General features: G+C 66.4%; 17 protein-coding genes and 1 tRNA gene. 16 read left to right on the top strand and 2 right to left on the bottom strand.

Going from position 1 to position 21,691, the window contains the following annotated elements; all coding sequences use genetic code 11:
* Positions 1-256: 256 nt before the first annotated feature.
* The 8 genes from FPZ22_RS02070 to FPZ22_RS02035 all read left to right on the top strand — a co-directional run bounded on the left by FPZ22_RS02070 (position 257) and on the right by FPZ22_RS02035 (position 11,697).
* A complete protein-coding gene (locus tag FPZ22_RS02070; protein WP_210412692.1) occupies positions 257-3,040 on the top strand; it encodes a TonB-dependent receptor plug domain-containing protein in 2,784 nt (927 codons plus the stop codon).
* Between the two features lie 170 nt (positions 3,041-3,210).
* Entirely contained in the window at positions 3,211-3,891 is a 681-nt protein-coding gene (locus FPZ22_RS02065) for a cupin domain-containing protein (RefSeq protein WP_168198900.1), read from the top strand.
* A 172-nt stretch (positions 3,892-4,063) separates the two neighbouring features.
* The gene (locus FPZ22_RS02060; RefSeq protein ID WP_144889816.1) at positions 4,064-4,903 is read left to right on the top strand and encodes a hypothetical protein; all 840 of its coding nucleotides are present in this window, start codon (positions 4,064-4,066) and stop codon (positions 4,901-4,903) included.
* Between the two features lie 203 nt (positions 4,904-5,106).
* A complete protein-coding gene (locus tag FPZ22_RS02055) occupies positions 5,107-6,342 on the top strand; it encodes a TolC family protein (RefSeq protein WP_210412691.1) in 1,236 nt (411 codons plus the stop codon).
* Complete coding sequence (locus FPZ22_RS02050; protein ID WP_144889812.1) at positions 6,339-6,905, top strand: hypothetical protein; 567 nt, start codon at positions 6,339-6,341, stop codon at positions 6,903-6,905. Before FPZ22_RS02055 ends, FPZ22_RS02050 begins: the two co-directional genes overlap by 4 nt.
* Positions 6,902-8,065 carry an efflux RND transporter periplasmic adaptor subunit gene (locus FPZ22_RS02045; RefSeq protein ID WP_144889810.1) on the top strand — a complete coding sequence of 388 codons (1,164 nt, stop codon included), beginning with the start codon at positions 6,902-6,904 and terminating at the stop codon, positions 8,063-8,065. Before FPZ22_RS02050 ends, FPZ22_RS02045 begins: the two co-directional genes overlap by 4 nt.
* A gap of 22 nt (positions 8,066-8,087) precedes the next feature.
* Entirely contained in the window at positions 8,088-11,231 is a 3,144-nt protein-coding gene (locus tag FPZ22_RS02040) for an efflux RND transporter permease subunit (protein WP_144889807.1), read from the top strand.
* 73 nt (positions 11,232-11,304) lie between these two features.
* Positions 11,305-11,697: a hypothetical protein gene (locus FPZ22_RS02035; RefSeq protein ID WP_144889805.1), complete on the top strand. Its 393-nt coding sequence runs from the start codon at positions 11,305-11,307 to the stop codon at positions 11,695-11,697.
* An 83-nt stretch (positions 11,698-11,780) separates the two neighbouring features.
* Here the strand turns inward: FPZ22_RS02035 and FPZ22_RS02030 are convergent.
* A tRNA-Val gene (locus tag FPZ22_RS02030) sits at positions 11,781-11,855 on the bottom strand.
* 154 nt (positions 11,856-12,009) lie between these two features.
* On the opposite strand from FPZ22_RS02030, the gene ku reads away from it, so the two are divergent.
* From ku to FPZ22_RS02010, 4 genes are all read left to right on the top strand, one after another.
* Positions 12,010-13,011 (top strand): non-homologous end joining protein Ku, encoded by a 1,002-nt coding sequence (gene ku, locus FPZ22_RS02025; protein WP_144889804.1) that lies wholly within the window; start codon positions 12,010-12,012, stop codon positions 13,009-13,011.
* Between the two features lie 12 nt (positions 13,012-13,023).
* Entirely contained in the window at positions 13,024-15,474 is a 2,451-nt protein-coding gene (gene ligD, locus FPZ22_RS02020; protein WP_144889802.1) for a DNA ligase D, read from the top strand.
* 81 nt (positions 15,475-15,555) lie between these two features.
* Complete coding sequence (locus FPZ22_RS02015) at positions 15,556-16,626, top strand: SDR family oxidoreductase (protein WP_144889800.1); 1,071 nt, start codon at positions 15,556-15,558, stop codon at positions 16,624-16,626.
* A gap of 25 nt (positions 16,627-16,651) precedes the next feature.
* Complete coding sequence (locus tag FPZ22_RS02010) at positions 16,652-16,831, top strand: hypothetical protein (RefSeq protein WP_144889797.1); 180 nt, start codon at positions 16,652-16,654, stop codon at positions 16,829-16,831.
* A gap of 4 nt (positions 16,832-16,835) precedes the next feature.
* Here the strand turns inward: FPZ22_RS02010 and FPZ22_RS02005 are convergent, their stop codons facing one another.
* On the bottom strand, positions 16,836-18,119 hold the full coding sequence (locus FPZ22_RS02005; protein ID WP_168198899.1) for a DUF445 domain-containing protein: 1,284 nt from the start codon (positions 18,117-18,119) through the stop codon (positions 16,836-16,838).
* A 125-nt stretch (positions 18,120-18,244) separates the two neighbouring features.
* Here FPZ22_RS02005 and FPZ22_RS02000 point away from each other — a divergent pair, with 125 nt between their 5' ends.
* The 4 genes from FPZ22_RS02000 (at position 18,245) to FPZ22_RS01985 (ending at position 21,658) form a co-directional block, all read left to right on the top strand.
* A complete protein-coding gene (locus FPZ22_RS02000; RefSeq protein WP_144889793.1) occupies positions 18,245-19,633 on the top strand; it encodes a S8 family serine peptidase in 1,389 nt (462 codons plus the stop codon).
* Between the two features lie 520 nt (positions 19,634-20,153).
* A complete protein-coding gene (locus FPZ22_RS01995) occupies positions 20,154-20,639 on the top strand; it encodes a hypothetical protein (protein WP_144889791.1) in 486 nt (161 codons plus the stop codon).
* Between the two features lie 5 nt (positions 20,640-20,644).
* Entirely contained in the window at positions 20,645-21,394 is a 750-nt protein-coding gene (locus tag FPZ22_RS01990) for a DUF1828 domain-containing protein (protein ID WP_144889789.1), read from the top strand.
* Between the two features lie 75 nt (positions 21,395-21,469).
* Complete coding sequence (locus FPZ22_RS01985) at positions 21,470-21,658, top strand: hypothetical protein (protein WP_144889787.1); 189 nt, start codon at positions 21,470-21,472, stop codon at positions 21,656-21,658.
* Positions 21,659-21,691: the final 33 nt, after the last annotated feature.

Below are 21,691 nucleotides of genomic sequence, written 5' to 3'. Positions count from 1 at the left end.
AAGGCCGGCTTGAAGGCCGCTCAGGCAACGTTGCGGCATTCCAGTATCGCGTTCCCGCAGGCGAGTCCCGTGGGCGGCCGCTGATGTCCGCGGACCAGTGCGGCGAAGAGTCGGTGGCCCCCCGAGGTCGAACGGTCGCTCTGTTGCAGGTCGGTGAATCATTATGTATATATCTAATCACGCTGGGTCGGCAGTTGCCCGTTGTGGCCGGCAAGCGGCAGGAGTTGTTGGAGTGCAAGCGGCAGGAGCGCCGCACGTGGTGGGGGGGAAGGAACAGGCGATCGATGCGATCGATTGGACCGGATCCACAAACAACTTCCTTGAGGGGAAACCAATGGTTCTGAACAAGAAGGCCATCGTCATTGCGATCCATGCCCTGCTCTATGCGGGCGTCGCGTCCGCGCAGGACACTGCGTCCGGCAGCGCGGATGCGGCGACGCTGGACGCCGTGACCGTCACCGGATCACACATCAAGGGCGCGCAGGTGTCCGGCGTGGGTCCCGTCAGCGTCATCAGCGCGGAAGAGATCAAGGCATCGGGCGCGGCTTCCGTCGAGGTGCTGCTGCAGCGCATGCCTGCTTCCGCGGGATTCGCCGGAAACCAGACGAACTCCTACTGGACCAGCGATGGCTGGGGAACCGCGCAAGTCAACCTTCGCGGAATCGGCGTCACCCGTACGCTCGTGCTCATGAACGGTCGCCGGATCGTGAATGGCGGAACCGGCGCGAACAATGCGGTCGACCTCAACATGATCCCCATCTCGATGATCGAGCGGATCGAAGTGCTGAAGGACGGTGCGTCCGCGCTCTATGGCGCCGATGCGGTCGCGGGCGTTGTCAACATCATCACGAAGAAGGGTTTCGAAGGCTCCGAACTCGGCCTCAAGTATGGGGAAACGTCCAGGGGCGACGGCGAGGACATGTCTGCCGACTTCACCTACGGAACCAGGGGCGAGCGGGGATCCATGATGTTCGGCGTGTCCTGGAGCGAGGGTGGAGACGTCCCGATGGCGTCGCGTGCGCCATGCGGCATGGGGGTCGTCAACGGGGAGTTGATCTGCACCGGAAGCTCCTCCACACCGGGCGGCCGTGCGCTCCTCGCGGACGGAACGATGGTGAACTTCAACCAGGTGCCAGGCCGCGACGGGGATTTCTACGAGCCCTACTCGAGCCGAGTCCACAACGTCAACGTGAACACGGCGCTGAACGCGGTCAATCCCATCAAGCGGTACAGCGTCAGCACGCTGGGCAACTACGACGTCACCGACAACGTCGATCTGTTCACGGAGTTCCTGTACTCGAACCGGAAATCCAACCAGCTTGCGACCCCGGGATCGCTGGGCCAGTTCAGGCCCATGGTGATCGCGGCCGACCATCCGACCAACCCGACGGGGCAGAGACTCACCCTTGTCCGCAGGAGGTTGGACGAGGGCGGTCCGAGAATCGCGTACCAGGACGTCGACACCGTACGCGGCGTCGTCGGCCTCCAGGGGGCGTTCGCCGATTACTGGTCCTGGTCGGCGGCAGTCAACTACGGTCGAAGCACCGCGCTCAGCGGGTTCTCGAACGTCGCGAACCTGGATCGGGTCGACGCCACGCTCGATACCTCGCGCTGCAGTCCCGTCCAGGGCGCAGCGATCCCTTGCGCGGACTACCTGGGATACGGGGACGTCACCCAGGACGTCGTCGACTACATCCTGTTTTCCACCCGGGACGCCGGCGGGAACAGGATGCTTTCCTTCGTCGCGGATGTCTCCGGCCAGCTTTTCGACCTCCCCGCGGGTCCGATGGGGTTCGCGTCGGGGATCGAGGTCCGGAAGGAGAACGGCTGGAGCTATCCTGACTCGCTGACTGTCCTCGGGGTATCGAACAGCAACCGGGCCCAGAACATCCGGGGCGAGTACCAGGCCAAGGAAGCGTTCGCGGAGCTGTCCGTGCCCATCCTGAGCGATGCGGCGTTCGCAGAGTCACTGGCGTTCAACGTGGCGGCGCGCTACTCGGACTACGACCTGTTCGGCAGCGACACGAACTACAAGGCAGGCCTCGACTGGACGGTCGTTCCGTCGCTGAAGTTCAGGGCGACGAAATCGACCGCATTCAGGATCCCGAGCATCTCGCAGCTCTTCGGCGGAATCAGCACCGGCAACCTGACCACATCCGATCCTTGCAGTGGCTGGTCGTCACTGCCCTCGTCGTCGGTTGTCCGCCAGAACTGCGCATCCTCCGGAGTTCCCGTCGGGTACGTGCAGCCCAGCAATTCGGTGCTGACGACCACGGGCGGCAACATCAACCTGAAGCCCGAGGACGCCGATACGTTCAGCGCCGGCCTGGTCTGGACACCGGGCTTCGTCAACGGCCTGACCACTACAGTCGACTACTACAAGATCGAGATCGAGAATGCGATCCGGAGCGTCGCCGGCTCGACCAAGCTCGCCCTCTGCTACAACTCGGCAGGCATGTCCCATCCATTCTGCGATGGACGCAACTTCACCCGGAACAGCATCACCGGAGAAATCGACTTTCTCTCCAGCCAGCCGGTGAACGCCGCCAGCGAAGTGGTTTCGGGCATCGACCTCGGCGTCATCTACGAGTTCCAGATGGCCGGCCTCCAGGCTTCGCTCCAGACGGAGATCTCCTACCTGAAGGAGTACAGCATCGTTCCCTATCAGGGTGGCAGCCTGATCGAGTACGCCGGATACACCACCGGCGGAAGCGGCGGTTATCCGGAGTGGCGTGCGTTCAACACGCTGAGCGCGGCGAAGGGACCCTGGTCCGGATCCTGGAGCGTCCAGTACATCGGCAAGGTGGACGACATCAACGCCGCGCGGGGAACGATCGGCGACCACGCGCCCAGCATCTTCTACCACTACCTGCAGGGAAAGTACGACATCGGAAAGAACATGGATGTCTCGTTGGGCGTGGACAACGTCTTCGACAAGAAGGCGCCGTTCGTTCAGAGCTACACCGATGCCAACACCGACACGATGACCTATGACCTGCTTGGTCGCAGGTGGAACGTGCGATTCGGTTACCGCTGGTAACCCCGTGGCGGGGGCGGCATCCCCGCTTTGATCCATCCGTCCGCCAGGGAGCCACGCGGGCACCGGAAGTTGCATGAAGTTCTAGAAAGCCGCCGAAGGCGCGGCTCCACCGTTCGGCCACCACGAACCCGAAAACGACGTTACAGGAGATTGCTATGAAGATCCGTTGCATGCTCGTCGCGCTGCTGTTTTCCTCGGCGGCGTGTGCCCAGGACCACGGGCACAGCCATGGCCAATCGCATTCGCATGGCGATGGTCCGGCCCACAGCCACGCCGCCATCGAAGAGAAGAAGGTCATTCCGGCGACCGACGTCTCTCCGGAGTACATCCGGCTGGCGACCAATGTGGAGATCGTCCAGAACCTGGAGAAGGCGGTGCAGTCCAGGTCGTCGATCCTCACGCACGAGGGATTGTTCGGGCCGCTGCTTTTCGCGGAGCGTGAGCGCGCGTTCTTCATCGAGCTCAAGCCCGGCATGTTCCTGGAGGAGCATCCTCATGACACCGGAAGCGTCATCTACACGGTGCGTGGCAGGTGGGTCCTTGCCAGTGAAGGAAAGCGTCACGTGATGGAGGCCGGTTCCCTGTTCCGTTTCGGCGACAACATGCCAACGGGATGGGAGGCACCGTTCGGCGAGGGCGCCCTCCTGCTGATCGTCAAGACCAAGCAGGAAGGAGAGAACTACGAGACGTTCAACCGGGGCATCAGGTCGATGCAGGCCGCAGTGGACGTGGAGCGCCAGGCGGGCACTGCGTTCTACTTCGACGCCCTGAAGCCTGACCACCCCGCGATCGTGTTCGCACGTTCGGTCAATCCGGACTTCGACAGCGTGCTTGCCAACATCAAGTACTGACAGGTGACGAACGATGAAGCGTGGATTGCTAACTCTTGTGACGCTGCATGGGGCACTTGCGCTCATGTGCTCAGGCGCTGTGTCCGCGGAAACGCGCGGACTCCCTGCGGTGGAAAAAGTGCAGTGGACTCCGGTCGCTTCCGTCGATCTGGCCAGTTTCAACAGCGATGTCGTGCCTGGCAAGCCCTCGGTGGACGTGGCGATCTACGTTCCATCGAACTTTGACCCCTCGTTCGACAAGGTCTCCGTTTCCAGGATGCTCGAGGGGCTCAGGATCGCCAAGGAGATCTACAGGCCGGCCGGGCTGCAGGTCAATCTCCTGTCGGTCAAGACGGGGGCGGTCGACCCGAAGTTCCTGTCGATCCAGGCGAACGAGATCCCGCGGGTGCCAGACACGGAGTACATCAACTCCTACGAGTCGAGCAAGCGGCACCCGGCCGAGCTGACCGAGATGGCCCTGCGCGCCTTCCAGAGCATGGTGGAGGTGGACGACAACAGTCCGAACACCATCTACCTGCTGGCGTTCCAGGATGTGGTCTTCCCATTCCTGGAGATCTCGGAGGGAAGGAACTGGACGGTGAAGATGGTGAGGACAGGGGGGCTGTCGTTCCCCTCGTACTCGTACGTCGACACGATTCCGAGGCCTTACCGCGGGGTGATCACGATCAGCAACCTGTCCACGCCCAGTCGCCTCAGCAGGACGATCGCGCATGAGATCGGACACAAGGTGATGAATGTCAGCCACGAGTACAAGGACACCAACCCAGCGCACGAGGTGTATGCCGAAGGTGGCCTGATGCTCTACGGCGACGGCGCCGACATTCCCTCGGGAGAGGAAGGACGGTGGCACCTTGAGCGCCTGCTGATGTCGCCGTATGTGTATCGGCTGTCGCCGGATGGCACCAAACAGTGGAACCGGGACTACCTGGAAAGCGGGCACTACTACGACCCGATCTACGAGGAGAAGGTCGTGAAGTTCCCCGGGGCGACCATCATGAACCCGAACTGGTAGTTGCTTGACTGGACCGGCCGCTACCGGCTTCCCGCTGCGGCGGGAGGCCGGTGGGGCCACTTCGGAGTGCGCGTGGATGACGCCTCCCCCTTTCACTCGGCTTCGCCGGAATCGCGCGGAGGTCCGCCTTCGCCGTGCCTTCGGCGAGACGGATCCACCCGGGTCTCAAGGAATCGATCATGAGATGCTTCTGCCCAGGCCCGTTGGCGGGCCTGCTGTTGGCTTCCTTGTTTCTCGTCGCGCCGGCTGCTTCCGCCGCCGGCATCGCGGGGAGACCGACGCTTGTTGAAGCGGTCGATGCGGCCTGGCGCATTGCAGTGGAGGCACGACATGCCGATTCGGAGTCGCGCCGGGCAGAGGCCGGGATGCGGGTCGCACGCAGCTTCGCCGCCGACAGTCCCGCCCTGGCGTGGTCGCGCGAGGAGGGGGACTGGTATGGCGGCGCCAGAGCGGGCAGTGCGACGGAAACGGAGATCGGTCTCAGCTGGCCCTTGTGGATGCCGGGGCAGCGCCGGGCGGCAGTCGATGCGTCGCGCGCGGATGCAGCATGGGCGAGCGCCAACCTCGCGCAGGCGCAGCTCGAGGTCGCGGCGCGCGTCCGAGAAACGGCGTGGGACATTGCTGCCCGCCAGGCCGAGTTGGTTGCCGCGCAATCTGCGGTCGACGCCCTGGTGGAGCTGGCGGGCGTGGTCGAGCGCAGGGTGGCCTTCGGTGATCTGGCGACGAGCGACCTGCTTGCCTCCCGTGCCGGGGTGCTCGACGCGGAGATGGCAAGGGACGACGCGCTGCGTCGGCTCGAGGCCGCGCGTGCGCGCTGGACGGTGCTGACCGGCTACGAGGAGACGGTCGAGGCCGGCGAGATGGAAGCCGAGGCGCGGATCGACAGCAGAAGCCTGCTCTCCAGGGCGGGTACGCCGCCGTCCCTGGTGGCCGCGGAGGCGTCGGTCCGTCGCGCCGAAGGCGAGAGGGCTGCAGTGCGGCGCTCCCTCGGCGCACCGCCGGAGCTGACGCTGGGAGCCAAGGAAGAATCCGACGGTCCCGCCGCGACGGGCGATCGCAGTCTGGTGCTCGCGCTGCGAATACCGCTGGGCCTCGGCGCCAGGCGCGAGCTTGCCCAGGCCACTGCCCAATCCGCCCTTGACGTGGCACAGGCCGAGTTGTCGCTGGCGCGCAGCAAGCATGCCGCCGACCTGGCTGCTGCCCGGTCGGACTTCGAGATCACCGGTCGCCAGCTCGAGGGGGCCCGGCAGCGGGCCGAACTGCTGTCCCGGCGCCAACGGATGATGGAGCGGGCCTTCGCCGCCGGGGAGATCCCGCTCGCCGAACTTCTTCTTGCCCACCGCGACTCGAGAGCGGCCAGCGCGGATCTTGCGCGCCGCAAAGCCGAGCGGGGCCTCGCTCATACCAGCCTGCTGCATGCGATTGGAGCATTCCCATGAACCGCGTTTTCCTGCTCTTCCTCCTGTTGGTGCCGCTGCTTTCCGGGCGATCGATCGCCGCGCCGGGAGCGCATGGCCCGAATGGAGAACACCTGGACAGTCCCGGCGCCGGGTCGATCGCGGCCCTCGATGGCAGGCCCCGGATGGAGGGCTACAGCGAGCTCTTTGAACTCGTGGCGCACGTCGAGCACGACAGAGTGTCCGTCATGATCAATGTGTACGAGACCAATGCGCCCGTGGATGGCGCCACGGTCGATCTCGACAGCGACGGCAGGACCGTCAGGGCCGAGTTCGATCCTTCCACAGGCGTCTACAGCTTCATGGACCGCGAGCTCGCAGACCGGCTCAATGGCCCCGGCATGCACTCGCTGGCGTTCACGATCGACACGGGAGAGCAGTTCGATATCGTCGCCGGCGCACTGGATGTCGCGGAACACGAACACCACGACCGCTCCAGGCCGGGACTCTGGATTGCGGCGGCGGCCGTAGCGCTGGCGCTCGCCGGCCTCCTGTTCCATCGCCGCCGCCGGACCAGGGCACGTTTCTCGGGAGTCCGCTCATGAACAGCAACCCCATGCCCCGCGCTCGGGCGGGGGCGTTGGTCGCCCTGCTCGGGTTCCTGGCGATCGTCGCCACCGACAGCATGGCTGCCCCCGGGGCCCACGGTCCCAACGGAGAGCACCTCGACGGTCCGGCCGAGGCCGGAACCGGGACCGGTCTGTCGCGGCTGCCGGATGGCAGCGTCAACATTCCCATGGCGGCCCAGCGCCGGATGGCTGTCCGCACCATGTTCTCGAAGTCGGAGGACGCGGCGGCGAGCGTCGAACTGTTGGGTCGGGTCGTCAACGATCCGAATGCCGGCGGCCTTGTCCAGCCGATGAGCGGAGGCCGGATCGAGCCGGATGGAGGCGGCCTTCCCACGGTCGGCCAGGCGGTGCGCAAAGGGCAGGTCCTTGGCTATGTGCGCTACAACGCCGACCCGTATGCACGCGCGAACCAGCAGGCACAGCTCGCGAGACTGCGGAGTGAACTCGAAATCGCGGGCAAGCGCGTGGAGCGCCTGCAATCGCTGCCGGATACCGTTCCGGCCAAGGAGGTCGAGGCCGCACGGGCCGAGCTGGCGAGCCTCGAGGCCGCCAGCAGGAGCATCGGTGCTGGACTCGATGGTCGCGAGCCGCTCATTGCACCCGTATCGGGTGTCATCGCGCAGGCGAGCGCGATGAACGGCAAGGTCGTGAGTGCTGGCGATGTGCTTTTCCAGATCGTCGATCCGGCGCATCTCCAGGTGGAGGCGGTCACCGCGGACGCCGGGTTGGCGGCACAGATTGATGGCGCGAGCATCGCCGGAGTCGATGAGGCGGCGCTGGGGCTGGTGGGCGCGGCGGCCAGCCTGCGCGATGGTCTGATCCCGCTCAGTTTCAGTGTCACGCTCGCGAGGTCGGAGGGCGGGGAGACCACGCTGCCACTGGTGCTGGGACAGCCGGTGACGGTTGTCGCGCGCCTGAGGACGCGCGTGCGCGGGGTCGTGTTGCCGCGCCAGGCGGTGGTGCGCAACGCGGCCAATGAGCCAATCGTCTGGATCAAGTCAGGAGCCGAACGGTACCTTCCCCAGCCCGTGCAGACGCAGTCACTCGATGCCGGACATGTCGTGGTCGTGCAGGGCCTGGGCGACGACAACCGTGTGGTGATCCAGGGCGCGGCCCTGCTTGCCCAGATTCGCTGACCAGCGTCCGGAGCCTGCGTCGATGTTCGACAGAATCGTGAGTTTCAGCCTGCGCAACCGCCTGATGGTGCTGGCATCCGCGGCGCTGCTGCTGGTCTACGGCAGCCTCGTCGCCGTGCGCGCGCCGGTGGACGTGTTTCCATCCCTGGACAAGCCGGTCGTCACGGTGCTTACCGAAGCGGGGGGCATGGCACCCGAGGAGGTGGAGCTGACCGTCACCTTCCCCATCGAGACCAGCCTCAACGGAATGCCGGGCGTCACCAGGGTGAGGTCGACCTCCGGCGTCGGCCTGTCGATCGTCTACGCGGAGTTCGATTGGGGCACCGACGTCTACCGGAATCGCCAGATGGTTTCGGAGCGCCTGTCGCTGGTGCGCGAAGAGCTTCCGGAGGGAATCTCACCCACCATGGGTCCGGTCACCTCGATCATGGGGGAAATCACCCTGATTGCGTTCCCGATCGCGTCCGGCGCCGACGGAAACGCCATGCAGGTGCGGGAGTACGTCGATTACGTGGTCCGCCCGAGGTTGCTGTCGGTGAGCGGGGTATCGCAGGTCATTCCGATCGGTGGCGACGTGCGCACGCTGCGGGTGGAGCCCGACACGGCCCGCATGGCATTGGCTGGGGTGTCTCTGACGGAGCTGGAAGCGGCCTTGCGAGGTTTCGCGAGCAACGCGGGTGGTGGCTTCATCGACCTCAACAGCCGCGAGTACCTCATCCGCCACATCGGCCGGAGCCTGGAAATCGAGGACCTCAAACGGATACCCGTGGGCTTCCGCGACGGCGCGCCCATCCACCTCTCCCAGATCGCGAACGTGCGCTTCGCGCCCGCGAACAAGCGTGGGGATGGAAGCTACGGTGGCAGCCCCGCGGTGATCGCGAGCGTCCAGAAGCAACCCGGTGCAGATACCGTGCAGGTCATGGCCGGGGTGGATCAGGCCTTGGCGGAGCTGTCGCGCTCGCTGCCTCCGGGCGTCGGCGAACCGAAAGTCCTGTTCCGCCAGGCGGATTTCATCGAGGCGTCGATCGGGAACGTCGCGGAAGCCCTGCGCGATGGCGCGATCATCGTCGCGATCGTGCTGTTCGCCTTCCTGCTGTCCGCACGCACGACGATCATCTCGCTCCTGGCGATCCCCTTGTCGCTGGCCATGTCTGCGCTCGTGTTCCGGTGGATGGGGCTGTCGATCAATGTCATGACCATGGGCGGCCTTGCGATCGCCATAGGCGAGCTCGTCGATGACGCGGTCGTCGACATCGAGAACATCCAGCGCCGGTTGAGGCTGAACCGGGAGGCGGGCAGTCCGACGCCGGTTCTCCAGGTCGTGCGCCAGGCCAGCCTGGAGGTGAGGTCGGGCATCGTGTACGCGACCGCGATCGTGGTCCTGGTTTTCGTGCCGCTGTTCGCGCTGCCGGGGATCGAAGGGCGGCTGTTCGCCCCGCTCGGCGTTGCCTACATCGTCTCGATCCTGGCCTCCCTTCTGGTTTCGATCACCGTGACGCCGACGCTGGCCAGCTACCTGCTGCCGAAGATGAGGCGGCTCGAGCACGGGGACGGTCCACTCGTCCGGCTGCTGAAGAAGTGGGACGAACGCCTTTTGTCCTGGTCGTTCCAGCGGGCCAGGGTGCTGCTCGGCGGCGCGGCGATCGCGGTCCTGCTCGCCGCGGGCAGCGTGGCGTTCTTCCCCCGTTCGTTCCTGCCCCAGTTCAACGAGGGATCGCTGGTACTGGGAATGCTGCTCAGTCCCGGCACATCACTGGAAGAGGCGAACCGCATAGGCAGCGCTGCCGAGGAGCTGATCCTGCAGGTTCCCGAAGTCACGCAGGTGGGTCGCAGGACCGGCAGGGCCGAACTGGACGAGCATGCGGAGGGCGTGCATGCCTCTGAAATCGACGTGGACCTCGGGCCCTCGGACCGCACGAGGGAGGAGGTGCTGGCCGACCTCCGCGAGAAGCTGTCCTTGTTGCCGGCCCAGACCGCCATCGGCGCGCCCATCGCGCACCGCCTTGACCACCTTCTGTCGGGCGTGCGCGCGCAGGTCGCGTTGAAGATCTTCGGCGATGACCTGGACACACTGCGGGGGGTCGGCGAGCAGCTCCGGCAGCACCTCGAAACGGTTCCCGGCCTCGTCGACCTGACGATCGAGAAGCAGGTGCTGATCCCGCAGATCACCGTCCGCATTGACCAGCAGCGCGCGGCCCAGGCCGGGCTGGCTCCCGGCGAAGCGGTCCGGTTGCTGCAGGTGCTGACGGATGGCGCGCACGGGGCCGACATCGTGGATGGCACGCGCCGTTACGAACTCGTCGTCCGTCTTCCGGACGACGCCCGCAGCCCGCAGGGCCTGATGCGGACGCTGATCGACACGCCTGTGGGGCGGGTTCCGGTGTCCTCCATCGCCGAGGTCGCGGAGACCGATGGCCCCAACCAGATCGGGCGCGAGAATGGCCGCCGCAGGATCGTGGTCTACGCCAATACCGACGGGTCGGACATGAGCGAGATCATCTCCAGGGTGCGGAAGGTGGTCGATGGGATGGAGATACCCACCGGGTACTTCGTCACGCTCGAGGGCCAGTTCCTGGCCCAGGAGCAGGCGACCAGGCTGATCGCGGGCCTCGCCCTGGTATCCCTTGCGCTGATCTTCCTGCTCCTCTACAGCCGCTACCGCTCGCTGGCACTGACCACGATCATCATGGCGAACGTGCCCTTGGCCCTGATCGGCAGCGTCATCGCCATGTGGGTCGCCGGAGTCGAACTGTCCGTGGCATCCATGGTCGGCTTCATCACGCTGGCAGGCATCTCCACCCGCAACGGCATCCTGAAGATCAGTCACTACATCAACCTGTGCCGGTTCGAAGGTGAATCGTTCGGCGAGAGGATGATCGTGCGCGGTTCCCTGGAGCGCCTCACCCCGGTACTGATGACGGCGCTCACCGCAGCGCTCGCGCTGACGCCGCTGCTGCTGGCCGGCGACGCTCCCGGCAAGGAGATCCTGCATCCGGTGGCCGTCGTCATCTTCGGCGGGCTGGTGAGTTCGACCATGCTGGACACCTTGCTGACGCCGGTCCTGTACCACCTCTATGGCGAGAAGGCGACGACTCGCCTGGTGGCGGAAACCCGCTCCGGAGGGGAGCTGTCCGCGGGAAGGCAGGAGCTTCAGGACGCGTTCTAGTTCCGCGTCCGTCGAGGCAGGCTACGCGGCGCCGCCAAGCGTGCCGCACCAGTGAACCGATGGAGGTTCTTCAATGCAGTATTTTTCGACCCGTCCGCTTCTGGCGAGGATCCTCGCGATCGCACTCGGGGTTTCGCTGTCTGCGGCTGCGCTGGCACACGGTGAGGCGAAGCCTCGCTTCGGAGGCATTGTCAAGGCCGCGCAGGACGTTTCGTTCGAGCTGGTTCCAGCGGCAGAGGGAGGGGCGCAGATCTACCTGGACGACCATGGTGACCTGATGTCCACGACGGGCATCACCGGCAAGCTCACCATCGTCGGAACGAGCGGCCGCAAGGACGTGGAACTCACGGCGGATGGCAAGAAGCTCGCGGCTGCCGGTGTCCGGCCACAGTCCGGGGACAACGTCGTCGTTGTCGTTGTCCTGCCGTCCCGGAAGACGATCTCGGTGCGCTACGTCATTCCGTAGCGGGTGACGGGTGCGGCGTTTCCCTGATCCATCCGCACTTCCCGGCCCATACGAAAAACCCCTGAAAATCAGGGGTTTATGTATGGTGGGCGGTAGTGGGATCGAACCACTGACCCTTGCCGTGTGAAGGCAATGCTCTACCGCTGAGCTAACCGCCCCGATGGGCCGCGCAGTATACAGCAGCGGGGGCCGCATCCGGCAAGCCCTCGGACCCCCCAGATGCGGCCGAAGGGCCAGCTTCGGCGGCGCTTCACCGCCGTCTCACCCCCTGCACCCAGCATCCGGAGTCCACCCTCCCCACGGAGGCCCGCCATGGCGCGACCGATCTGGACCGGCACCCTGAGCTTCGGCCTGCTCAACGTTCCCGTGTCGCTGATGTCCGGGGAGCGCCGGACCGACCTCAGCTTCCGGATGCTCGACTCCCGCGACAACAGCCCGGTGCGCTACGAGCGGGTCAATGCCGAGACCGGCGAGGAAGTGCCCTGGAAGGACATCGTCAAGGCCTTCGAGTACGACAAGGGAAGCTACGTGGTGCTGGAGCAGGAGGACATCCGCTCGGCCGCGCCCGAGAGCCACGAGACGGTCGAGGTGGAGAGTTTCATCGACGCCTCGGAGATTCCGCTCACGTTCTTCGAGAAGCCCTATGTGCTTGTGCCCGGCAAGAAGGCGGAGAAGGGCTACGTGCTGCTGCGCGAGACGCTGCGCGACACCGGCAGGGTGGGCATCGCGCGGGTGGTGATCCGCACCCGGGAGTATCTGTCGGCGGTGATCCCCCAGGGCGATGCACTGGTGCTGATGCTGCTCCGCTACCCCCAGGAACTGGTCGATCCGGCCGAATACCGGCTTCCGGAAGGCGCCACGGGCGACTACCGGATCACCGACAAGGAGTTCGAGATGGCCCGGCAGCTGATCGACTCGATGGCCGGCGAGTGGGATCCGGACAGCTACCGCGACGAGTTCCGCGAGCGCCTGGAGAAGGTGATCCGCGAACGCATGAAGTCCCAGGGTGTGGTGCGCAAGGTCGATGAAGAAGACCACGAGGCGCATGCGGACGCGACCACCAACGTGGTCGATTTCATGGCCCTGCTCCAGAAGAGCATCAGCAGCAACCGGCGCACGCCGGCCAAGAAACCCACGCAGGCGAAGAAGCCGTCGAAGGAGAGCGGCGGAGCGGGGGCGAAGGCGGCCAGGACGCCGGCGAAGCCGACCCGGAAGGCCGCGAAGAAGACTTCCGCGAAATCGACGAAGAAGGCGGCGAAGAAGACCTCGAAGACCACGGGCAAGGCCGCGGGCACGAGCCGGAAAGCGGGCTGAGGGGCGCGGCCGATGAGCCTGCGCGACTACGACCGCAAGCGCCGCTTCGATGCCACGCCCGAGCCGCGCGCTGGACCCGCCACCAGGATCGGCCACCGGCCGATCTTCGTCGTCCAGTTGCACCACGCGAGCAGCCGCCACTATGACTTCCGCCTCGAGGCCGACGGCGTGCTCAAGAGCTGGGCGGTCCCCAAGGGACCGTCGCTGCGGGCCGGGGAGAAGCGCCTGGCGGTGGAGGTCGAGGACCATCCGCTGTCCTATGCGGGCTTCGAGGGCGAGATCCCGGAAGGCAACTACGGTGCCGGCCGCGTGCAACTGTTCGATCGCGGGCACTGGGCCAGCGACGGCGAGCCGCTGCAGGCGATCGCCGCCGGCCGGCTCGACTTCCGGCTCAGTGGAGACAAGCTCCAGGGCGCCTGGACCCTGGTCCGCACGGGAAAACAGGGCCGCCAGCCGCAGTGGCTGCTGCTGAAGCGCAGCGACGCGTATGCCGCCGACGTCGAGGCTGACGACCTGGTGGACGCGCCCACCCCGGCGCGCATCGCGACCGGGGTGGGCCGTGCACCGCGCAGGCGAAAGGCGGACGCCACGTGGCGGCGGCGCGCACTGAAGCTCAAGGGGGCGCGCGAAGGCATGCCGGTCGGGTTCGAACCCGAGCTCTGCAGTCTGCGCGCCACCGCGCCGACCGGCGACGGCTGGCTTCACGAGATCAAGTGGGATGGCTACCGCCTGATGGTCGACATGGTCGATGGCGCGGCCAGGCTGCGCTCGCGCGGAGGCCTGGACTGGAACGAGACCTTCCCCGAGGTCGCGCGCGCGGTGGAGGCCTTGCCGGTGTCCGACGCCTTTCTGGACGGCGAGCTGGTGGTGCTGGGCGCCGACGGCCATAGCGATTTTTCCGAACTGCAGCGCGTGATCGACGGCAGTTCGAAGTCGCCTCTGCGCTATCTGGCGTTCGACCTGCCCGGCGTGGCGGGCGCGGATCTGCGCGCGGCGCCGCTGGAGGAGCGCAAGGCGCTGCTCAAGGCGCTGCTGCCGACGGAGCCCGGACTGCTCGCCTACAGCGAACACGTGACCGGGCATGGCCCCGAGGTCTTCGCCGAGACCGGCCGCCGGGGCATTGAGGGCATCATCTGCAAGCGCGCCGGCAGCGCATACCGCGGCGGCCGCGGCAACGACTGGCTGAAGGTCAAGCACGAGTCCAGCGACGAGTTCGTCATCGTGGGCTATACCGATCCGAAGGGCAGCCGCACCGGTTTCGGCTCGCTGTTGCTGGCCACCCGCGAAGGGCGCGGGCTGCGCTACGTGGGGCGCGTGGGCACGGGCTTCGACGATGCCATGCTGCGCGACCTTGGTGCGCGCATGCGCAGACTCGACCGCAAGGCCGCCACCGTCGAACTGCCTCCGCATATCGCGCTGCCGCTGCGCTCGGTGCACTGGATCGAGCCGGCGCTGGTGGCGGAGATCGCCTTCCGCGGCTGGGGCAAGGAAGGCCTGCTGCGGCAGGGCGCGTTCAAGCGCCTGCGCATCGACAAACGCGCGTCCGACGTGGAGGTGCCGCAGCGCGTCGGCAAGGCAGGCAGGAGGGCCGTCGACATGGGCGAGGAAACCCGCATCACCAACCCGGACCGGGTGGTGTTCGAGGGCGCCGGCTACACGAAGCGGGACGTCGCCGAGTACTACCGCGCCGTGGCCGACTGGCTGCTGCCGGAACTGGCCGGGCGCCCGCTGTCCCTGCTTCGCTGCCCGGACGGCACGAAAGGCCAGTGCTTCTTCCAGAAGCATCACGCCGAGAGCCTGGGCGACGACGTGCGTTCGATCGTGCTGAAGCAGAAGAGCGGCAGGGAGCCGTACATCTACGTCGACGACATCGAAGGCGTGATCGACCTGGTGCAGATGAACACCATCGAATTCCATCCCTGGGGCGCGCGCGTCGAGGACCCGGAGCGGCCCGACCGCATGGTCTTCGACCTGGACCCGGGGGAGGGGACGGGGTGGCCCGACGTGGTGCGCGCCGCGCGCGACCTGCGCGACCACCTGCGCAAGACGGGGCTGGACAGCTTCGTGCGACTGTCGGGCGGCAAGGGCGTCCATGTGGTGGTGCCCATAGGCAAGGGACCGGACTGGGACGACGTGCGTGCCTTCTGCGGCGGATTCGCCGAAGCCATGGCGGCCCAGTCGCCCACGCGCTACGTCGCCACGATGTCGAAGGCCAAGCGACCCGGGCGCATCTTCATCGACTGGCTGCGGAATGCGCGCGGCGCCACCAGCGTGGCTTCGTGGTCGCTGCGCGCGCGCCGGGGCGCGCCGGTGGCGGTACCGATCCGCTGGGAGGAGCTGGGGCGGGTGGATGGCCCGGCCGCCTTCGATCTCGCCGCTGCGCGCCGGCGCGCGGCGCGACTGCGCAAGGATCCCTGGGAAGGATTCGCCGGTCTCGAGCAGGCGTTGCCCAGGCTGGAATGACATCGCCTGCACGCCATGACGACGGCGCGCGAACGGCCGCGACGCTAGCGTCCGGGTGATGGCAGAGGCGGAGGCGCGGGGATGGCGACCAGCAAAACCGGTGGCAGGACGACGGGCAAGGCCGGCCGCAGTACGAGCAGCAAGACGTCTGGCAGCAAGGCGCCAAAGGTCGGCGGCCGCGCGGAAGCGGCGAGGACCGTCGAGCGGCAGCGGGACATCCAGCAGAAAGCCGGACAGGCCGCGACGCGCGCGAAGAAGAAGGCCCCGGCGAAGAAGCAGCCGGTGCAGGCCGGTGCTCGCCGTCAGCCCTCCAACCCCATGCCCGCGCAGCATCTGGCCAAGCCCGGCAACGAGCACGCGCTGGAACTCGAACCGCGCTTCCTCGCGCCAGGCTATGAAGGCAGCGGCAAGCTGGAAGGCATGGCCGCGATCATCACCGGCGGCGACTCCGGCATCGGCCGCGCGGTGGCGGTGCTGTTCGCGCGCGAGGGCGCCGACGTCGCCGTGCTGCACCTCGCCGAGGACGAGGACGCGGAGGAAACCCGGCGCCACGTCGAGGCGGAGGGCCGCCGCTGTCTGGTGATCGCCGGCGACGTGCGCGACCCCGGGTTCTGCAACGACGCGGTGCGCAGGGTGGTGAAGACCTTCGGCCGGCTGGACGTGCTGGTCAACAACGCCGCTTTCCAGCAGCACGCCGAGCGGCTCGAGGATCTGAGCGACAGGCACCTGCAGGAAACCCTGCAGACCAACATCGCCGGCTATTTCCACATGGCGCGCGCGGCCTTGTGGCACATGGAGGAGGGCGCCAGCATCGTCAACACGGGCTCCGAGACGGGGATCTTCGGGAGCCCGAAACTGCTGGACTATTCCGCCACCAAGGGCGCGATCCACGCCTTCACCCTGTCGCTCGCGAGCAACCTGCTCGACCGTGGCATCCGCGTGAACTGTGTGGCGCCAGGGCCGGTATGGACGCCCTTGAATCCGGCGGACAAGGCCGCTCCGGACGTGGCCGCCTTCGGCAAGGACAGCGACATGGGGCGGCCGGCACAGCCGGAGGAGATCTCGCCGGCGTTCGTCTTCCTGGCGTCACCGGTGATGTCGTCCTACGTGAACGGCGTGATCCTGCCCGTCATGGGCGGGCCGCGCGGCTGACCCCGCAGAAGCGAGGAGCCTGGACATGAGCCGCGGAGACAAGTCGGCCTACACCGACAAGCAGAAGCGCAAGGCGGAGCACATCGAGGACAGTGAACGCGAGAAGGGGCGCTCGAAGGAGGATGCCGAGCGCATCGCCTGGGCCACGGTCAACAAGCAGGACGGCGGCGGCAAGAAATCCGGTTCCGGCCGCAAGTCTTCCTGAGCGCTCACGCGAGCCGCTGGATCCCGTGCACCAGCACGTACAGCACGCCGCCGATCAGTGCCCCGACCGCCGTCCCGTTGTAGCGGATGAACTGCAGGTCCGGGCCCACCGCGAGCTCCAGTTCGCGCGTGAGCTCGTCGGCGCTCCACTGGTGCACACGATCGATGATGAAGCCGCGGATGCCTTCGCGGTAGCGCTCCACCTCGGGCAGCACCAGGTCGACGATGCCGCGATTGATCCAGGCGCGCATGGCATCGTCGGCCGCCAGCCGGGCGCCTACTTCGGCGCCGACGCCGGCCATGCGGTCGGCGATGATCGAGTCCTCGCGCGCGGCGTCGTCGCGGATCCATGCCGCCAGGTCGCGCCACAGACTCCGCAGGTAACGTGACAGGTCGGAGTCCTCGATCAGCTGGTCGCGGAACCGGTTCACCCGCTCGCGCAGCGCCGGGTCGTCCTCCAGGCGCAGGATCAGGCGCTCGAACTCGGCGCCGATGCGCTGGCGCATCTCGTGGTCGCGGTCGGCGGCCATGTCGTCGACCATGGCGGTCATGCCGGCCACCAGCTTGTCGGCGACCTTGTCGGCGACCACGCCTTCCAGCTTCAGGTAGCGCAGCACCTTCCACAGTTCGCGCGTGGCCATCTCGGCGATCCGTTCGTGGGTGCCGGGGGCGGCCAGGACGTCGCCGGCGTAGGCCAGGCCGGCATCGACAAGGGCCTGGTGGCGGGCGTCCGCGGTGAGCTGGCGCAGGACGACCGCCACCGCGCCCGAGAGATCGACCTGTCGCAGCCGCGCCTCCGCGATCCGCTGCAGGAACCGGTGCAGTTCCTCGCTCTCCAGCGCGTCGAGGATCCGGGGGAGGGCGCTGGCCAGCGCCCGACCCATGGCCTGCGAGAAGCCCGCGTCGGCGAGCCGGCCGGCGACCGAACCCGCGATGTCCATCGACCGCAACTTGTCGGCCACCTGCCTGGTGCCGAGGAAGTGGTCGCAGATGAAGTCGGCGAGGCTTGCGCCCAACGCGTTCTTCTTCGAGGGAATGATGGCCGTGTGCGGGATCCAGCGCATGCCAAGCGGGTGGCGGAACAGCGCGACCACCGCGAACCAGTCCGCGAGCCCGCCCACCAGCGCGGCCTCGAACACCCTGGCGAGGAAGCCGAGGATCCAGTGCGGATGGCTGCGCTCGAGCACCGAGACCACGGCCAGGCCCGCCCCGGCCAGGCCGAGCAGGCCCAGGGCGATGGCCTTGCGCCGCCGCAGCGCGGCCTCGCGGGGATCACTGGAAGCGGCCATGGACGAAGAGTAGCCCGGCTCCCGAGCCGCGTGTGGCCGGAAGAGGGTCCGGGCAACGTGAGCCAGACGACAGGCGGTGTGTTCGCCTGCCATGCGGTACCACTTCGGAGAGAGAGGGATCCCTGATGAACCAGCGCAAGAAGCTGTCCGTTGCCGTGGGTGTCGTGGTGTCCGGCCTTGCGATCGCCGCCAGTGCACACGCGGCGACCTATGTCGTTTCCGCCAACGGGAACGGCCTGAACAAGAACCAGCAGTCGAGCATCGAGGCGGCGGGCGGGACGATCACCGCCAACCTGCCCCAGGTGGGCATCGCCATCGTCGAATCGGACAACCCGGACTTCGCCACCGCGGCGGCTGCGATCGCCGGGCTGACGACGACCCGCGACATCCAGCTCGAGTTCGACATCCCCCAGGATCTCTCGCTGGTCGGCGAAGAGATCGGCCCGGACTTCGCCAACCCGCCAGCCTCCGGCGAGGACGACATCCGCTTCGACCTGCAGTGGGGCGCCGGGGCGATCGACGTGGCCGGTGCCTGGAACGCCGGCTACCGCGGCCAGGGTGCGACCATCGCCGTACTCGACTCGGGCGTGGCCTGCCTGCACCCGGATATCGCGCCCAACCTCGACCTGGACCGTTCGACCTCGTTCGTGCCGGGGGAGGGCGTGTGCCGCGCGCTGGTCAGCGGTTTCAACCACGGTACCCATGTCGCAGGCATCGCCGCCGCGGCCGACAACGGCATCGGGACCATCGGCGTGGCCCCCGAGGCCCGGATCATCGCGGTCAAGGTCCTGTCGGAGGTTACGGGCAGCGGCGGGTTCGCGGGGATCATCCAGGGCATTGTGCACGCCACGGACGCAGGCGCGAACGTGATCAACATGAGCCTGGGCGTGCGCGACGGGCTGGCGGTCGGCGGCAAGGAGGTGGCCGAGCTGGTCAACGCCACCAAGCGGGCGGTCCAGTACGCCCGCAGCCAGGGCACGCTCGTGGTGGCGTCCACCGGGAACGACGCGAGGAACATGGACTACGACGCCAACGTCATGGCCTTCCCCGGGGGGCTGCCGGGGGTGCTGGCGATCTCGGCGACGGCGCCCGATGCCTGGGGCATGAACACCGAGAGGGCCGACCTCGACCTGCCGGCGAGCTACTCCAACCATGGCCGGTCCGAAGTGGCCTTCGCCGCGCCGGGTGGCGACTTCGACTCGGAGGTCGAAACCCTGTGCGTGGTCGCGGGCGTCATCCAGCCCTGCTGGGTGTTCGACGGGGTGTTCGCGCCCGGAGGCTATTCCATCTCCGGAACCTCGGTGTTCGCCAGCTATTCGTGGGCGGCCGGAACCAGCATGGCGGCACCGCATGTGGCCGGCGTGGCCGCGCTGATCTACGGCAAGCATCCCGGGATCAAGCCGGCGCAGGTGGAAGCGATCCTGAGGAAGTCCGCCGAGGACCTGGGCGAGGCGGGCAACGACCCGTTCTACGGCGCCGGCCGGGTGAACGCCGCGGCGGCGGTGCGCGACTGATTGCGCCCGGTGGATCACCCGCAGAAAACCGGCGGATCATCCGCAGAAAAAGGACGGCCGCGCAAGCGGCCGTCCTGATTCTTCCGCATGTTCAAGGCATGTTCGTAAGATGTCATTCGGGCGACCTCCGCATCCCGCGCCCTGCCCAATGCAGCCGTTCTGACCCGCGAGTTGCAGGAGTTCCGGGTCAAGTACACGGACACGCGGGGAACCCACGTTCAATGCCCGCGAAGGGGAGCACGATGACCTGGTGCTGGCCCTCGCTATTGCCGTCTTCGGCCTGTCCGAATCGACCTGCGCGACGGCCGAGTCGCTGCGGGAGTACTCGCACCGCCAGTTCTTCCCACGTTAGGCAGCACCCCCGGCGTCTCGGACTCGTCCTCGGCCGGTGGGGGCGCCGGGGGTGGCTGTCGTCTAATCGCGGCCCATGAGACGGACCACCCATAGGTCGAGAAGTAGTCTCCTTTACCCTGAGCGGGCTGCCTTATAAGGTAGGCTGGCTTAGGGGGAGGTTTCGGGCATGGGATGGCGAGAGGAATGCCGGGCGAAGTGTCAGCGCGTCAAGTACATAGGCGAGGAAATCGCTTGGGCTGAAAAGCCCAATCACGCGGGCTGGCTCAAGGGTTTCAGCACGCTGCTCGATGATCGCTTTGTGACCATACCGGGCCTCCATTTTGAGGGCGTGTATGAATCACTGTCCGTTGGCGGAGAGGTCTTCCGATACGGCTTGTTCGACACTCATGGCCGAGATCGCCACCGAGTGTTCCAGATCGAAGTCTATCCGCGATACCAAATTTCCCACCGGGAGAAGGGGCGGCAAGTGTTAGGGCCGCATATCCACCTGGGCCATAAGCCCCCGGACGCGATGGTCCGCCCTGTGTTGGCGAATCTGGACGCAGGCCAACTCAAACGATGGGCGTACCGCTTTAAGCGCCATGCCAAGATTTCGGACAGCCCACGTCACGCACTGGTTCCTCCGTTCCACGACGGAATTTTCAGCAAGTAGCGATCATGGATAGCCTCAACTGCGAATTCCTGCGAGCGAACAACGGGTGGCACTGCCATCCGCTGCCTGATCGCGTTGAGGAAACCCTTTATGTCTGTACGCCCATCGTGCTCGAGGGCGGAAAGCCGCTCGACTTCTTTCTAATCGCCCGTGGTCAGAATCTTCTGTTCACCGACGATTGCTTGACGATGTTTGCGCTCGGCAGCGAAGGTGTCGTGCTGGATAAGCGTCATCATTGGCGCGGCTTGCAGAATCTTGTGGAAAGGTTCGATTTCTACATGACCGAGCGCGGGGCGATAGAAACGCTAATCCCCGCGAATGAACTTGCATGGCATTTCAATCGAATTCTGCGGATGTTTAGCGCCGTGGCCGGATGGCAGGCGGATAAGTTGGAACAAGGTGACAGCGATTTTTGGCTCACTGACGAAGTTGAGCGCCTTCTTCGTGAGAAGGCGCCGACGCGGCAACTGGTCAGCAACGTGCACGTCACCCTGAAGGGCGCGCCGTTCGACTTTGATTTCCGCTGGGGCACGCTGCTCGTTGACGCGCTACCCCCAACTGCGAGAGCCGTCAGTTCGCGCTTGCGGAAGGCAATCCTCGCTGCCCAGGACGACGCCGACTTGGGACTCTTGTTCATCATTGATGATCGCGAGGACCGCGCAAAGGCTGAGCGCGAACAGGCGGTGCTGGGCCAAGTTGCTGATACGACTACGCTATCGGACTTCGCGGAGCGCTATGTCGTCTTGCAAGACTAAAGGGGGATTAGCTCATGGAACAGATGGGTAACGCGGAAGCAGTTTCCGGGTCGTTCTTGAGGGGGCGGAAGTGGCTTGCGCTACGTCTGTGGTCGTGAGTTTCTTGGTCAATGCTTTCGTATGGTGGCTGACGATAACGAGCATGCAAATCAATTGCGTGACGGCCTGCCGGAGTGGGTGGAGTTCCTAGCCGTGTTGCCCGCGGTGGCGGGCTTCTTCGGGCTGTTCGTTCTTTTGACTCTTGAGCCGCGCAACCTAGGCTGAAGACGCATCGTTGCGTAAGAAAATTTCCCGCGC

Source organism: Luteimonas granuli, from assembly GCF_007795095.1.
GTDB classification, from domain to species: Bacteria; Pseudomonadota; Gammaproteobacteria; order Xanthomonadales; family Xanthomonadaceae; genus Luteimonas; species Luteimonas granuli.
The sequence above is the reverse complement of the archived record's forward strand: the minus strand, read 5'-3'. Positions and strand labels throughout refer to the sequence as shown.